This is a genomic window from Pedobacter segetis, from assembly GCF_016623585.1.
Taxonomy (GTDB): domain Bacteria; phylum Bacteroidota; class Bacteroidia; order Sphingobacteriales; family Sphingobacteriaceae; genus Pseudopedobacter; species Pseudopedobacter segetis.
Genome location: NZ_JAEHFY010000022.1, coordinates 1 through 15,835, shown reverse-complemented (window position 1 = coordinate 15,835; position 15,835 = coordinate 1). Strand labels below are relative to the sequence as shown.

The following is a 15,835-nucleotide window of genomic DNA, read 5'->3' as shown; positions in this document are numbered from 1 at the left end:
ATTTAATTTGGTTTTGATTTAATTATTCATTCCACAATCCTTTTGAAGTACCTTTAACAATTTTATAGCATTGAATTGGAGCCCATATGGAACATATTAGCAAACATAAACAATTTGAAATAACAATTGATGAAACGCCAAAAGATGTATATTTAATTAATAGATATGAAAGCGGAAAATTTAATATGGCTATAATAATTGAACTATATAATTGTATTTTAATTTTGCTAATACCATTTAAAAAGTAAACAAATAGATTATTCCAATTTAATATAATTACAAAAAAGCCCATTAAAATATTTAATCTAACAGGAATTTTTATTTCACGTCCTAACCAGATTGAATATATAAATGGCGCAATTAAGACTAAAATTATAGTAACTACTAATTGACCTATCCATAATAACATTAATTTTTTGAATGACTGTTTTATCCATTGTAAACGGCCTCCAGTGTAAGCACTCGTAAAAGAAGACCAATATGGCATTAGTATAATACCAAAAACCACGCTTATTATGCTAAAGTACTTATAAACAATATTAAAATCGGTTACACTGGAAGAAGAAAAAAATTGAATAATTACAACATTGTCTGTTGAAAAAACCACTATTGCTGCAATTTGTATAATAAAAAACTTCATTCCTAAGCTAAACAAGGATTTTAAATGAGTTTTATTGAATGAATTAAATGAAGGTTTTAAAAAACTGTAGCTAGATTTACTCCTAAATAAATAAAAGTTAAATGCTAATAATATTATAACAGGGATAATAGAAACAGCAATACCAAAAGTGAGAAGAGATTTACTTTGTGTATATGTTAATAAATAAACTGAAATTAAAGTAAATAGGTTGAAAAGAAAATCGATTACTGCTTTTATGAATGGTTTTTGAAGAGATATTACAATAATTCCTGATAAATCTAATACTAATCTACAACAAAAGCTAAAGACTATTATAAATGTCAATACCAATAAATCATATCTTTGTAAATTAGATTTTAAAATTATATTCCAATTTAAGAAAGAGTTAATTGTAGAGAAAAGTATAAAGACAATTAACATCAAAGCAATAAAAACAAAATAGGCTGTTGATACGTATTGGTTAGCTAACATTTTGTCTTTATATTCTATCGCCTCAGCAAGCTTATTTCTTAATCCATTACCTAAACCAACATCCATAAAAGATAACCATGAGATTATTGAAGTTAGCGTTAACCAAACACCATAGTCAGATTTATCTAAATAGTTAAGACTAATTGGAATTAAAAGAAAGCTACATAAAATTGCACCACCCCTAAATAATAGAAGTAATAATGTGTTTATTTGAATATTTCGATTGTAGCTAATTTGGCTAGAATTCATTTATTTATAAAAGAATTATTGTAACAAGGATTGTATTCCTTTTCTAATTAACAGCAAAGTGACACCAATAAAGAGAAAAATTAGCGAAAAAATTAAAGGGATTTTAATAAAACTTGGTTTAGACTCTTTCAAAGGAAATACAGGTTCGTCAATCACTTGTATCAATGGTTTATCGTTTCTCAAGGTAATTTTTGCCATTTCTAGGTTCTTCACAATCTCCTCATAAATAGCACCGCTCGCTTGTACATCTACCTGTTTTCTTTGAGAATTCACTCTTAACGTCTGTAATGCGGGGTTAAGGTTTGGGTTGGCATCTACGGCTGCGGCAACCCCACCAATGCTGGCATTTAAAACCCTTTTTACGCTATCTGCCTGGTTTTGAAGAATCGCTACGTTTTCGTTAGATTTTTTGGTTTTTGTGTTCACGTAAAAGTTGTTTACCTTATTTACGATATTATCTGCGAAAGATTTGGCAAAAAGTTCATCTTTTGATTTTACCGTTACGGCTATAATCGATAATTTCTTATCTGGTTTGGCAACTTCTAAAACCCCATTGTTTATGGTTTCTACCAATTTGCCAATGATCGAGTCTTGCGTTCTGTTAAAGTTATCGGGGTTATCAAAACTGATGTTTTTGAGCAATGGCTTTTCTTCCCACTCTTCTCTCAGTTTGTTAAACTCTATATACCTTTCTATCAAAGATTGTTGTTTACCATTAAAAGTATCCTTTGCCAAAAGCGTTTCTTGAATCATACGACGAGATTTGTACAATTCTAAGATATTATCGCCTTTAAATATTCCTCCGCCGCCACCACCCAGATCTATACCAACCATAGAGGCCAAACCTGCATATTGCCCCAAACCGCCCCCACTTTCTCCTTCTTCTAAAACAAAAGTGGTTTCGGCCGTGTAAACCGGTTTTTTAATGAACGCATAGGTCAAACCTAGGGCACCGCCAATAAGCCCAGCTATTAAAATAGTAAGCCACTTGCTCCATAGGTATTTCCACCAATCTTGTAGCTTCAGGATGAGTTCTTTTAAAGAAATCTCTTCGTCTTGGGCATTTGGCCTTTCATCAGAAAAAGTTTCCGTAAATTCTACTTTTTGGCTATGTTTTGAGATATGTTCCTCTGATTGGGACATTTTTAATTAATTAAATTATCTGATTGTATTTAATACGCCTAAAATTATCGCCCCAAAAGATGCAATACCTGTAAATATACTGATTACCTCTCCGGTAGATAGGTTTCTTTTCTCCTCTTTTTTAGGCACAAAAATTTCGGAGCCTGTTTTTACGATGGGATAATTATTGAAAAATAAAAACTTTTTTGTGCTTCTTACCGCACCGTTTGCATAGATAATATAAGATCTGCGTTTTAGAGCCTTGGTACCAAAGCCTCCGGCATTGGCTATATAGCTCCTAAAACTTTTGCTATTGCTAAATACCACGGTATTTGGAGACAACACCTCGCCACTTACCTTTACAGTCTGCAATTCGGTGGGCACATCGATAATATCGCCATCTTGTAAAAACAAATCGCTTTTGCTGCCGGGTTTGGTCAAGATTTCTTTCAATTCTATTCCCACAAAATTATTACGTGTTACCACATTTTCTAAGGTTATAGAAGTAGAATCTTTGGCATCTTTTTGTACTTTCTTAAACTGTTCTAATTTTTGCTTTTCTTTCTCTTTTTCGATTTGGGTATCAAAAGACCCTGCCCTTTTTAGGGATGCGCCATCTGCATAGGCCAAGGCAGTTAAGCCCCCCGCTCTTTTGATCAGATCAGAGAGGCGTTCGTCTTTTTTGGTAATGGTATAATAACCAGGGTACATCACTTCTCCATCTATACGTACTTGTTGTTGTACTTCGTAGCCCGGGGATGTCCTCACGGTAACGATGTCATAAGGTTTTAATATAAATTTAGCAGCTTCAATGCTTAAGTTTTTATCAATATTGATTTGAAAAACTTCAGCTGTTTTTGCAGATTTGGATGTAGCATCAGAGTTTTTTACCCTCCTAGAGATTTCTATTCTTTGAGGGGTTGCCGATTCTTTAAAACCTCCAGATTTGATGATCAATTCTTCTAAGCTCATGTTTTCTGAAAAGGGGAAATCGCCGGGCCTCCTTACCTCGCCATTGATGGTTACCTTATATTCTTCCTTAAGATCAAAAATAGAAGAGATACTAACTACATCTTCTCTTTTTAATGGGATGTCTTCTGCTTGTCCGTTCAAGATCTTTGCAACATCAAATGAGATCAGCTCTGTATTTAAATCATCGGTTAAACGGGTAATATATGCTCTTGGCTTAAAAGCATCTTCTTTGATGCCCTCTGCTTCTTGGATCAAGGTTTTAAGCGTTAGCCCTGGTTCTAATTGATATTGGCCGGGCCTAAAAACAGCACCTTCTATGGTTACCCTATTCTCAAAACGGTCCAATATTTCGTTTACAAAATATTTATCCCCGCTTTTTATCTCAAAAGAATTAAATTCATCTTCAGAAACATCTACTATTTTTTTCTCTGTATCTGTATTTCTCAATACTTTAACCCGGGCTTTATAGGCACTCTCTGTAAAACCTCCGGCAAAATTCAATAAATCGTTAAAGTTTTCGCTGTCTTTCATCTCAAAGATTGCTGGGCGTTTTACTTCCCCAACAATTTCTACCCTTTTTTTATAAACGGGCACCCTAATGATATCTTGATCTTGCAAGCGGATGTTGTTTTTTAAATCTCCTCTTAAAAGAAAATCATATACATCTAAAGATGCCACTTTTTTGCCGTTTCTGATCACTTCAATATTTCTAAAAGAACCATTATCGGTTGGCCCTCCAGAAGAATATAAGGCATTGAAAAGGGTGGCTAGTGATGGGAGGGTATAGGTGCCCGGTTTCATTACCTCGCCAGTTAATATAACTTTTATGCTGCGTATGTTGCCAATGGTAACGCTAAGTTTGGTATTGCCAGAATTTAACCCGTTATAAATTTTAGAAAGTTTGGTTTTTATTCTCGATGTGGCGGCTTCAACAGTTAATCCCCCTACTTGTACAATCCCCACATAAGGAAGGTTTATGGTGCCTTCGGGGCTAACCGTTAAATTATAACTTACTTCAGAATAGCCGTAAATATCTATTAAAAGCTGATCGTTAGTACCTATCACATAATTTAAGGGTGTTGCCAAACGTAAATTTGGTTCAAAAGTGGTAGCGGAATTTGCAAATAGCTCTTTACCAAATATTTTTGATTTTAAAGCTTGTAAAGCTACATCAGCTTCTTTTTCTGTTTTTTTCTGATCAGAATTCGCTATTTCAGAAGCTTCCCCTTCAAAACTCCTACTTCTTGTCCCGTCTTTTCCTTTAAGTGTGGCATCAGTTGCACCGGTAGCAGAGCTTTTAGCGTTTACTGTCTCAACCCTGGCTTTTAATTTTTGTACTTCAGATGGTTGCATACCTTTAGAAAGGGCAACGTTTTCTAATTGCGATTCGGGCAGGCCACTAGATTTTATCTGTTTGATGATTTGGCGAATTTGATCATCGCTTAGATCATCAACCCTTACATTGGAAAAATTTTGTTGGTTGATGGTTTGGGCTTTTGTTTGGAAAGACAGCAATAAACCTAATGCAAGAAATAGCGTAAAAAGATGTTTTTTAATATTCATTTATGATGATATGATCTTTATATAGTGTTGTGTGATACTGTTTTTGATTACGATCTTTATAAAACTTTTGATACTGGTTAATCTATTTTTTTAATGTTTTAATTTCCTTTTGGCGCATCCTTCGGCCCCTCCTTCGACTCCTCCTTCGACTTCGCTCAGGATGACATGGCTCAGGATGACATGGCTCTGGATGACACCTGTTTCCAAATTTATTATTTATTCCTTCTATTCATCATCCTTCGGCTCCTCCTTCGACTTCTCCTTCGACTTCGCTCAGGATGACTTCGCTCAGGATGACTTCGCTCAGGATGACTTCGCTCAGGATGACATGGCTGAGGATGGCAAATTTATAATCCTGTCGAAATAACTTTATTCAAAATAATTCATGGTTTGGTAACCGCCGTCTTTTAAATACTGGTCTTTTTTAGTCAAGTGCAAATCTGATAAAATCATGTCTTTTACTAAAGCCGGTAAATCATATTTCAATTTCCAACCTAATTTTTCTTTTGATTTTGTTGGGTCGCCCAACAATAAATCCACCTCCGTAGGGCGGAAGTATTTAGGGTCTATCTTAACTACGGTTTGCCCCAGTTTCAAACTTTCTAAATTTAAACCTAGTTCTTTGGCCTTATCTTGATCAACATCTATAATTACCCCTTTTTCGTTATCATCTTTACCAGAAAACTCTACTGTAATCCCCAATTCCTCAAAACTCATTCTTACAAATTCCCTAACCGTGGTGGTTATACCAGTTGCAATAACGAAATCTTCTGGCTTTTCTTGTTGTAAGATTAACCACATGGCCTCGATATAATCTTTTGCATGGCCCCAATCTCTTTGGGAAGACAGGTTACCCAAATAAATACAGTTTTGCAAACCCATCGCAATTTTAGCGGCTGCCCTTGTTATTTTTCTGGTCACAAAAGTTTCTCCTCTTATAGGGCTTTCATGATTGAATAAAATCCCGTTACAGGCGAACATATCATAGGCCTCACGATAGTTTACGGTAATCCAATAAGCATACATTTTGGCAACTGCGTAAGGAGAACGTGGGTAAAAAGGTGTTGTTTCTGATTGAGGAACCGCTTGTACTAAGCCGTAAAGTTCTGAAGTAGAGGCTTGGTAAATTCTGGTTTTTTTGGTTAAGCCTAACAACCTAACCGCTTCCAATATTCTTAAAGTTCCGATACCATCTGCATTAGCGGTATATTCTGGCGTATCGAAACTTACTTTTACGTGGCTCATGGCGGCCAAATTGTAAATCTCGTCTGGTTGTATTTCTTGCACTAAACGGATTAGATTGGTGGAATCGGTTAAATCACCGTAATGTAGCGTCAATTTTATGCCAGATTCATGGGGGTCTTGGTATAAATGATCAATCCTATCGGTATTAAAAAGAGAAGTTCTTCTTTTTAACCCGTGTACTTCGTAACCTTTTTTTAATAAAAATTCGGCAAGATATGCGCCATCTTGTCCTGTGATACCTGTTATTAAAGCAATTTTAGCCATCTCTTCTACTTTTTTATTGGAATATTGGAGGATTGGAATGTCCTCAATCTTACCAATACTTTTTTTTCTTATGTGATTCTTTTTCTTTAATTTTTTTTGGAACGCTGAAATTTTGGAGAATTACGCCAAATATTCCATTATTCTTTACTTATAATTCTCATCCTTAAGCCTCCATTAAAACACTCTATAGCCTAGCTTTTTCAGGCTACAAATCATCCCAAATCACAGCTATGCAAATCTTTCATCATTCCATTATTCCAAACTAGCCATCCTGCAAATCTCACACCTACAAAATCTTTCCTTCTGCAATATCTATTAAATATTTTCCGTAACCGCTTTTCACTAATGGCTCGCCCAATTTTTTCAATTGCTCGGAGTCAATAAAATTCATGCGGTAAGCAATTTCTTCAATACACCCTATCTTTAAACCCTGCCTATCTTCTATAACTTGTACAAAGGTTCCGGCTTGCATCAACGACTCAAATGTACCGGTATCTAACCAAGCCGTTCCCCTGCTCAAAAGCCCCACTTTTAATAAACCTTTTTCTAAATAATATTTATTTATATCGGTAATCTCTAACTCTCCTCTTGGCGATGGCTTGATATTTTTTGCGATTTCTACCACATCATTATCATAAAAATAAAGACCGGGAACTGCGTAATTAGATTTAGGGTTTTCTGGTTTCTCTTCGATAGAAATAGCTTTCTTGTTCTCATCAAATTCTACTACGCCATATCTTTCTGGATCATGGACCGGGTATGCGAAAACCACCCCGCCTTGGGGATTGTTATTGGCCTGCATCAGTTTCGCCATCCCATCGCCAAAGAAAATATTATCCCCTAAAACCAAGGCAACGGCATCATCGCCAATAAAATCGGCACCTATGATAAACGCTTGGGCTAGGCCATCTGGCGAAGGTTGTTCTGCATAAGAAAATTTGCAGCCCATATTTTTTCCATCGCCCAATAATGTTTTGAAACCCGGTAGATCGTGAGGGGTAGAAATGATCAGCACTTCATTGATCCCCGCCAGCATTAATGTGGCCAATGGGTAATAGATCATCGGTTTATCATAAACCGGCATCATTTGTTTACTAACTGCCAAAGTAAGAGGATGTAACCTTGAACCTGTGCCTCCTGCTAAAATTATTCCTTTCACTAATGATGTATTAGAAATGTAATTTTTTTGATAGTTTGCAAATGTAAAAAATTTAAGTCTGATTTAAAGCATTAATATTCTCCTCTAATTCTTGGTACCAAGCTTCCCCATATTTTCTGATTAAAGGCTCTCTCAAAAACTGGTAAACCTTTACTTTATGTTCATCGCCAAAAGCACAGGCCGGGCTACAAATGCTCCATCTATCGTAATGTAACATATCAAATTCTGGGTATTGTGTTAGCCTAATGGGATATAAATGGCAAGAAATGGGTTTTTTCCAATCAACCAAGCCTTGTTCATACGCTTTTTCTATGGCGCATTTCGTAATTCCGTTTTCCCAAGTTACGTAAGCACATTCTTTATTTCCATCTACGCAAGTTGTGGTATAATCTCCATCTAAATCTTTTACAAAAGTACCTTGCGCTTCAATTGCCTCGATACCCTTTTTTGTCATCAGATGTTTAACTTTTGGATATATATCATCTAAAATTTGTAGCTCGTCTTCATTTAAAGGTGCGCCAGAATCCCCTTCAATGCAACAAGCTCCTTTGCATTTATCTAAATTACAAATGAAGTTTTCTTTCGCTAATTCATCAGAAACTAAATGGCCCCCAACTTCTATCATTATTTTTTCTTGCATGGTAGGTAATCTTTAAACAATTAACAATTTAGATGGTGTAGCTATAAATTGCTTAATAATATTTATTTATGCGTTTTAACACTTCGCCAACTGGCGGATATATCTCTTTTTGCCATCTGTTAAATGGCAAGCGCAAAAAAAGCCTGCCCGAAAAACAGGTGAGGATGCCGATCCTATCGTTAACGCCTCAGCAAGTGGAATTAAATAGTTAAGATATTCCCTTCCTTATCAACCGTTCCCTTTTTTATGGCTGGGTTTCCAAACCATAACTCAAAATTGTTTACGGTTTTAGTAATTACGCTTCCTGCCCCTATCAGTGCGTGTTTGCCTATCTTATTTCCACAAATTATGGTAGTATTTGCACCTATGCTTGCCCCTTCTTCTATCATCGTTTTTACAAATTCTGTTTTGCGGTCAATAAACGCTCTTGGGTTAATAATATTGGTAAAAACTACCGATGGCCCTATAAAAACATCGTCTCCAATTTCAACGCCTTCATAAACGGAAACGTTGTTCTGGATCTTTACCCCGTTCCCTATTTTTACGTTTTTCCCTATAAAAACATTTTGGCCCAAAGAACAATTTTTCCCAATGGTAACGCCTTCAGAAACATGGCAGAAATGCCAAATTTTTGTGCCTTCGCCCACGCTTACCCGATCATCTAAAATTGAAGTGGTATGGACAAAAAAATTATTATCTGACATTAAAAAATTCTTTGATGGTACCGCAAATATAAGTGATCTCTTTTTCTTTTAACAAAGGATGAATAGGCAGCGACAATACAGATTTGCATAAAAAATCGGCAATTGGCGTAAGTGTTCTAAAATTGGAATAAGCATTTTGTTTTGCCAATGGCATGGGATAATAGACCATGGCATCTATCCCTTTTTCTTTTAAATACAACTTTAAATTATCCCTTTTGCCTTCTTTTATTTTAATGGTAAACTGATGCCAGGTATGGTTTATATTTTCAAAGACCAATGGTAATTCTATTTGAGATACACTTCTTAATTGATGATGATACCAATTGGCAATGGCTTTTTTGCTAGAGAGATTATCTTTTAAATGCTTTAGTTTTTCTGATAATACCACGGCCTGTAAAGTATCTAGCCTAGAGTTTATGCCCATTATTTGATGGTTGTATTTAGCTGCCTGTCCGTGGTTGGCGATCATCCTGATTTTTTTTGCTAAATCATCATCATTGGTAAAAACCGCCCCGCCATCGCCAAAGCAAGAAAGATTTTTTGTGGGGAAAAACGAAGTACAGCCTATTTTACCCAAACCTCCCAAATATTTATGAGTTCCGCTTATTTGGCAGCTTGCCCCCAAAGCTTGTGCGGTATCTTCGATCACAGAAATTTTATGCCTTTCGGCGATGTTGAGCAAAGTTTCCATATCACCACATTGCCCAAAAAGATGAACGGGAATGATGGCCCTTGTTTTTTTGGTAATGGCTTTTTTTACCAGCTCATTATCGAGCTGAAAATACTTTTGATCCACATCTACAAAAACCGGTGTTGCGCCCAATAGGCAAAGCACCTCGGCAACAGCAACATAAGAAAATGCGGGTATGATCACTTCATCGCCAACTTTAATATCTATTGCCATTAAAGCAATTTGCAGAGCATCGGTACCGTTGCCACAAGAAATAACGTGTTTTATATTTAGAAAATTTGCCAGCTCTTGTTCAAATTCCCTTACCTCAATACCTTGTATATAATTTCCGTTTTCTAAGGCTTTATTGATCTTTGGTTGTAACGCTGGCTTCAAAAGCTGATATTCTGCGGCCAAATCTATCATTTGGATTTTATGCCTCATAACCTTGCGTCAACTAAATTTCTATCGATAACAGATTTGGTATCAAAAATAACCCCATTGTTGTTTTTTATGGTTTGGTAATCTAACTCTAAAAATTGCTGATGGGCCACTGTGATCACCACAGCTTGGTAATTCTTCAAATCTATTTTATTGAGCAACTTTATATGGTACTCGTTTTCTACTTCTGCGGCATCTGCCCAAGGATCAAAAACATCTACGCTTAGATCAAATTGGATCAATTCATTATAAATATCAATTACCCTTGTATTTCTAATATCTGGGCAGTTTTCTTTAAAAGTGAAACCTAAAATGAGCACTTTGCTTTGTGTCATTCTGTGTTCTTTCTTGAGCATCAATTTAATGAGTTTGTTAGCCACAAACATTCCCATGTTATCGTTTACCCTTCGGCCAGATAAGATTACTTGAGGATGATAACCTAAAGATTCTGCCTTATGTGCCAAATAATAGGGATCTACGCCAATACAATGCCCGCCCACCAAACCGGGTTTAAATTTTAAGAAATTCCATTTGGTAGCCGCAGCGTCCAATACATCATTGGTGTCGATTTTTAATCGATCGCAGATCAAGGCCAACTCATTTACAAAAGAAATATTTACATCCCTTTGTGCGTTTTCTATGGCTTTTGAAGCTTCGGCAACCTTTATGGATGGCGATAAATAAGTGCCCGCCTTGATGATTGTTTTATAAAGCGCATCTACTTTTTGTGCGGTTTTTGGATTTGATCCAGAGGTAACCTTGCAAATGGTAGTTAGTGTATTTATTTTATCGCCTGGGTTGATGCGTTCTGGAGAATAACCCACAAAAAAATCTCGATTATATTTTAGGCTGCTCACCTTTTCTAGAAGCGGCACACAATCTTCTTCGGTACAGCCGGGATAAACCGTTGACTCATAAATCACTAGATCATCTTTCTTGAGCAAACCACCAATCATTTCTGTTGCCTTTAAAAGCAAGCTTAAATCTGGTGATTTGTATTGTGAGATGGGCGTAGGAACAGTGATGATAAAAATATTGCAGTTTGCTACATCGTTTATTTTATCTGTAAAAGAAAGGTTTTGGCTTTCTTTTAGTTCTGAAGGCTCTAACTGCCTGGTTAAATCCGACCCGTTTTTTAATTGTTTTACCCTTTCTGTATCAATATCGAAGCCGATGGTCTTAAATTGGCCACCAAAGGCCGCAGCTAAGGGCAAACCCACATATCCCAAACCTATAATGGCTATTCTGTTTTCTGTTGATGAGGATAGGGACATATATTTTTTGGGGTTTAAGGTTGCGCTTTGTTAGGTTTAAATCGAGTTTTAATTTATTTTAAGTATTATGCTTCATGCTAATTATTTAAGCTTCATGCTTTTTTGCTGTCCTTCTACTCCCTCTTCGGTTATCTCTTCGACTCCCTCTTCGACTCCGCTCAGAGTGACAATGCTCAGAGTGACGATGCTCGGAGTTGCAATGCTCAGAGTGAGGATGATCGGTATGACAGCAAAAGCTCAAGATGACCGCAAAATGATATATACCTTAGCTTGCGGAGTGTTAAAACGCCTTAAATACATAACAAAAATCTATATTTATTCTATTAACAATTACATCTTAACCAATTTATCACCTTTTAAAATAGGGATGCTTTTTACGGTATTTAGGTTTAAGCAAAATTTAATATCTTCTTCTATCCCTAAATTCTTTAGCCGCTCGCTATGGGATGTTTTGGCGGTATAAGCTTCCAAATCTTTCTTCGCTACTTGGTAAAGATCATCCGCTGCAATGCTGGCATCATCTAAAAAATAGTTGTGCTTTTTTAATTGATCCACTACTGCACCTGCAAATAAAGTATCCTCTAAATTAAATTTATTTTTCCAGCCGGCACATAAAAGAAACACGTCTTTATCCTGGTTTTTTAGATAAGCACAAACGGCATCTAAATTTAAAAAAGAACCAATAATTACTTGGTATGCAGATTTTTTGGATTCATCTATGGCGTGGGTTCCGTTGGTAGTGGTTAATACGATGGTTTTCCCGTTTACTTTATCTTCTGTATAGGCAAAAGGGGAATTACCGAAATCAAAACCGGCAACCACTTTCCCATCTCTTTCTGCCGCCAATAAATAACCCTCTTTTTCAAAGCTGATACATTCTTCTACATTGGCAACCGGGATAATGCCCAAGGCTCCGTTTTCTATGCCATAACAGATAGAGGTTGTAGCCCTAAATATATCTATAACTACTACTATGGCATTCTTTATATCGTACAGCGGGAGCAATGCCGGTGTATAGCAGACTTCCAGTTTTCTTTTTTGCATAAATTTATATCAATTTATATACGAATATGAAAAAGGGGGTCGAATTCGACTCCTTTGTTTTATCGATTTTTCTTTCAAATAACTTTTTATCGCTTGGCAATCTTGCCAGTGAGATGTCTCCTCTGGTCGATACGACAAGCTTTTATCTACTTCTTATAAAAAGGAAACTTCACCACTTTGGCTTTAACTTTCTTATCTCTGATGTTGATATAAATCTCTTGCCCTTCTTTAGCTAAGTTGATTTGTAAATATCCCATGCCAATGGCTTTCTGTAAAGATGGCGATTGTGTGCCAGATGTTACTTTACCGATATTGTTCCCTTCTGCATCTACAATCTCATAACCATGCCTCGGAATTCCCCTATCTATCATTTCAAAACCTATTAGTTTTTTTGTTGCGCCTTGCTGTTTTTGGTTTTGTAAAGCTTCTGAATTGATAAATGGCTTGGTAAATTTGGTTACCCAACCCAAACCCGCCTCTATCGGAGAAGTGTTATCGTCAATATCGTTACCGTACAAACAAAAACCCATTTCTAAACGCAAGGTGTCTCTTGCCGCCAAACCTATCGGTTTGATGCCGTAAGGTTCTCCGGCTTTAAATATAGCGTCCCAAATTTCATCGGCGTAAGCATTATCAAAATAAAGCTCGAAACCGCCCGCACCCGTATAGCCTGTTGCTGATATGATTACGTTATCGAAACCTGCAAATTTACTTCTTTTAAAGGTGTAATATTCCATATTGCCCAAATCAACATCGGTTAAAGATTGCAGTGCTACTGCCGCTTTTGGCCCTTGTACGGCTAAAAGTGAGGTACGATCAGAAATGTTTTTCATTTCTACGCCTTCTGTGTTAAATGAAGAAATCCAGTCCCAGTCTTTTTCTATATTTGAGGCATTAACTACCAACATATAGGTTTTATCATCCATTTTGTAAACCAATAGATCATCTACGATCCCACCGTTTTTATTGGGTAAACAAGTATATTGAATTTTACCATCGAATAGTTTGGCGGCATCATTAGAAGAAACCTTTTGGATCAAAGCTAACGCATTATCGCCTTTTAAAATAAATTCGCCCATGTGGCTCACATCAAAAACCCCCACATTGTTTCTTACCGTTTCATGCTCTAAGTTTATGCCTTCATATTGTACAGGCATATTAAAACCTGCAAAGGGAACCATTTTGGCCCCTAAAGAGATATGTTTATCTGTTAACGCCGTTGATTTCATAGATTAGATCTGAGAAGTGGGATTTGAGTTTTGACAGCTTTTAGAATTGAAATATATAAAGTTAATTTAGACATTCACAAAAATAAGAAATATTTTAAGCGGGCTTTACTTGTAAATCTTCATAGATCTTTAATAATTCTTTACCCATTTTATTTTGGTCGTGGTTTTTTTCTACCAATTTCTTAGCTCCTTGGCCAATTCTATTGATCAGGTTCTTATCGGTAAAGCACCTTAAAATTTGTCGGTAAAAATCGTCTGATTTATCGGCAATCAAAATATCCCGATCGTGATGGTAATTTATACCTTCTGCGGCGATAGATGTGGCAATAATACATTTGCCCAAAGCCATTGCTTCAATAATCTTTACCCTCATGCCGCTGCCCGAAAGCAGGGGGACAATTAAAACGTGTTGCCTGCTGATGAACTCTATCGCGTTATCAACCTTGCCTTCCATAATAAAAGATTCATCGCCCATGATCTGAAATTGCTTTGGGATATTTTTACCCGCCAAATGAAAGGTAATGCCCGACCCCAACTGCAAGATATTTGGCCAAACTTTATCCAGAAACCAATCTAAACCTTCAATATTCGGTCGCCAATCCATAGAGCCTATGTAGCCTACGCTTTTGTTGGGGCTAAGCTTATAATCGTTTTTATAGTTTTCTAAATTTAAGGCTACGGCCAAGGTTTGTACTGGAACATCGTGATTTAAGCTCTCGAAAAAATGCTGATCAACAAAGCTGATGGCAACTATGGTATCAAAACCATTTAGGATATTAAACTCGAAACGCTTTAAGCGCTTGCTTAAGATCCCCAAATAAATTTTACGGGCAATAAAGCTTTCTTGCTGGGTCAATCTTTTCCAAATTTGATATTCTATATTGTGCGCCCTGTAGATGAGTTTTGCTTCTGAATTCTCTTTTACAACTTGCAGATATGGGGTAACCTGTAACCCCTCAAATTGGATAATATCAAACGGGTGGTTTTTTAGTAGATGTACTAATCTACTGGCGCAAGCGGGGTTATAAAATCTGCTGATATTATAAGATTGCTTGCTAAAAAGATTAAAAAAAGCATCTTTTATTTTTACCCGGTTATCAACTTTGAACTGAAGGAATTTTATCTTCTGGAAAATCGGATCTTCTATATCACGGGTATCTATATAATGTTTTGTGGTATTTAAACTAAAAAGATGAACCTCACAACCTTGCCCTAAAAGTGCCTCAATGGTGTTTCTAACCACAATTGCGTAACCACCATCAGCTGGGAAAGGGACACGATTGGTGAGCATTAATATACGCATGAAGGCAAATTAATTAAAAAATAGATAATTGTGGATTGGTTACCTTAAATGTTTTTCTGTGATAAGGGCTAAACCCGATTTCCATTACCGTTTTACGATGATGAATGGTTGGGTAGCCTTTGTTCTTTCTCCATTGATAGATGGGATATTCTTGATCAATGTTTGCCATAAAATCATCCCGGTAGGTTTTTGCCAAGATAGATGCCGCAGCAATGGAAAAGTATTTCCCATCTCCTTTTATGATACATTGGTGGCCGATATTTGGATAGGCCTTAAACCGGTTACCATCTATAATTAAAAACTGTGGCTGCAATTTTAATTTCCCTATTGCCCTGTGCATGGCCAAAAAAGAAGCGTTCAAGATGTTTATTTTATCAATTTCTTGATGATCTACCATCGCCACGGCAAAAGAAAGCGCACATTCTTCTATTTCTTTCCTTAATTGAAATCGGTCTTTTTCTTTGATCTGCTTAGAGTCGTTTAACAAAGGATGCGCAAAGTCTTGTGGTAAAATAACGGCAGCGGCAAAAACCGGCCCTGCCAAACACCCTCTTCCGGCTTCGTCACAGCCTGCTTCTATCAACTGGTTTTGGTAAAAAGGGAGTAGCATAATTGCTAATTTATAAAAATTAAGATCAGGTTTTAAACCAATGGTGTCCTAAACGTTTAGGAATAGAGTAAAAATACGTGTTGTTGATGATTATATGGTTGCAATTATGACATTTCAGAAAAGAACCCCCTGAACAACCTGTTTGTCTTTCAGCTCGCCGGGTTCTTCAAAAGGCCGATCGAGCCAGTTCTGCAGGTTTATCTTCACAAATATGTTAAGCCTGATAAAGGCGATG

Annotated in this window: 13 protein-coding genes; all 13 read right to left on the bottom strand. The window is 36.5% G+C overall.

Features of this window, described 5'->3' with window-relative positions:
* Positions 1 to 22: 22 nt before the first annotated feature.
* Complete coding sequence (locus I5M32_RS14095; RefSeq protein ID WP_200587484.1) at positions 23 to 1,360, bottom strand: lipopolysaccharide biosynthesis protein; 1,338 nt, start codon at positions 1,358 to 1,360, stop codon at positions 23 to 25.
* A 15-nt stretch (positions 1,361 to 1,375) separates the two neighbouring features.
* Entirely contained in the window at positions 1,376 to 2,503 is a 1,128-nt protein-coding gene (locus tag I5M32_RS14090) for a Wzz/FepE/Etk N-terminal domain-containing protein (protein WP_200587482.1), read from the bottom strand.
* Between the two features lie 15 nt (positions 2,504 to 2,518).
* A complete protein-coding gene (locus I5M32_RS14085) occupies positions 2,519 to 5,017 on the bottom strand; it encodes an SLBB domain-containing protein (RefSeq protein ID WP_200587480.1) in 2,499 nt (832 codons plus the stop codon).
* A 369-nt stretch (positions 5,018 to 5,386) separates the two neighbouring features.
* Positions 5,387 to 6,526: a GDP-mannose 4,6-dehydratase gene (gmd, locus tag I5M32_RS14080; protein WP_200587479.1), complete on the bottom strand. Its 1,140-nt coding sequence runs from the start codon at positions 6,524 to 6,526 to the stop codon at positions 5,387 to 5,389.
* A 286-nt stretch (positions 6,527 to 6,812) separates the two neighbouring features.
* Positions 6,813 to 7,685, bottom strand: coding sequence for a glucose-1-phosphate thymidylyltransferase RfbA (gene rfbA, locus I5M32_RS14075; protein WP_200587478.1), 873 nt, complete (start codon positions 7,683 to 7,685; stop codon positions 6,813 to 6,815).
* A 52-nt stretch (positions 7,686 to 7,737) separates the two neighbouring features.
* Complete coding sequence (locus I5M32_RS14070) at positions 7,738 to 8,310, bottom strand: DUF3109 family protein (protein ID WP_200587558.1); 573 nt, start codon at positions 8,308 to 8,310, stop codon at positions 7,738 to 7,740.
* A gap of 215 nt (positions 8,311 to 8,525) precedes the next feature.
* Positions 8,526 to 9,029 carry an acyltransferase gene (locus tag I5M32_RS14065; RefSeq protein WP_200587477.1) on the bottom strand — a complete coding sequence of 168 codons (504 nt, stop codon included), beginning with the start codon at positions 9,027 to 9,029 and terminating at the stop codon, positions 8,526 to 8,528.
* On the bottom strand, positions 9,019 to 10,143 hold the full coding sequence (locus I5M32_RS14060; protein ID WP_200587476.1) for a DegT/DnrJ/EryC1/StrS family aminotransferase: 1,125 nt from the start codon (positions 10,141 to 10,143) through the stop codon (positions 9,019 to 9,021). Before I5M32_RS14060 ends, I5M32_RS14065 begins: the two co-directional genes overlap by 11 nt.
* Positions 10,140 to 11,414, bottom strand: coding sequence for a nucleotide sugar dehydrogenase (locus tag I5M32_RS14055; RefSeq protein ID WP_200587475.1), 1,275 nt, complete (start codon positions 11,412 to 11,414; stop codon positions 10,140 to 10,142). Before I5M32_RS14055 ends, I5M32_RS14060 begins: the two co-directional genes overlap by 4 nt.
* Positions 11,415 to 11,744: 330 nt before the next feature.
* Positions 11,745 to 12,458: a 2-phosphosulfolactate phosphatase gene (locus tag I5M32_RS14050; protein WP_200587469.1), complete on the bottom strand. Its 714-nt coding sequence runs from the start codon at positions 12,456 to 12,458 to the stop codon at positions 11,745 to 11,747.
* Positions 12,459 to 12,604: 146 nt separating this feature from the next.
* Positions 12,605 to 13,687 (bottom strand): glycine cleavage system aminomethyltransferase GcvT, encoded by a 1,083-nt coding sequence (gcvT, locus tag I5M32_RS14045; protein WP_200587467.1) that lies wholly within the window; start codon positions 13,685 to 13,687, stop codon positions 12,605 to 12,607.
* 94 nt (positions 13,688 to 13,781) lie between these two features.
* On the bottom strand, positions 13,782 to 14,990 hold the full coding sequence (locus I5M32_RS14040; RefSeq protein ID WP_200587465.1) for a glycosyltransferase family 4 protein: 1,209 nt from the start codon (positions 14,988 to 14,990) through the stop codon (positions 13,782 to 13,784).
* 13 nt (positions 14,991 to 15,003) lie between these two features.
* Positions 15,004 to 15,600 (bottom strand): ribonuclease HII, encoded by a 597-nt coding sequence (locus I5M32_RS14035; protein WP_200587463.1) that lies wholly within the window; start codon positions 15,598 to 15,600, stop codon positions 15,004 to 15,006.
* Between the last annotated feature and the right edge of the window lie 235 nt (positions 15,601 to 15,835).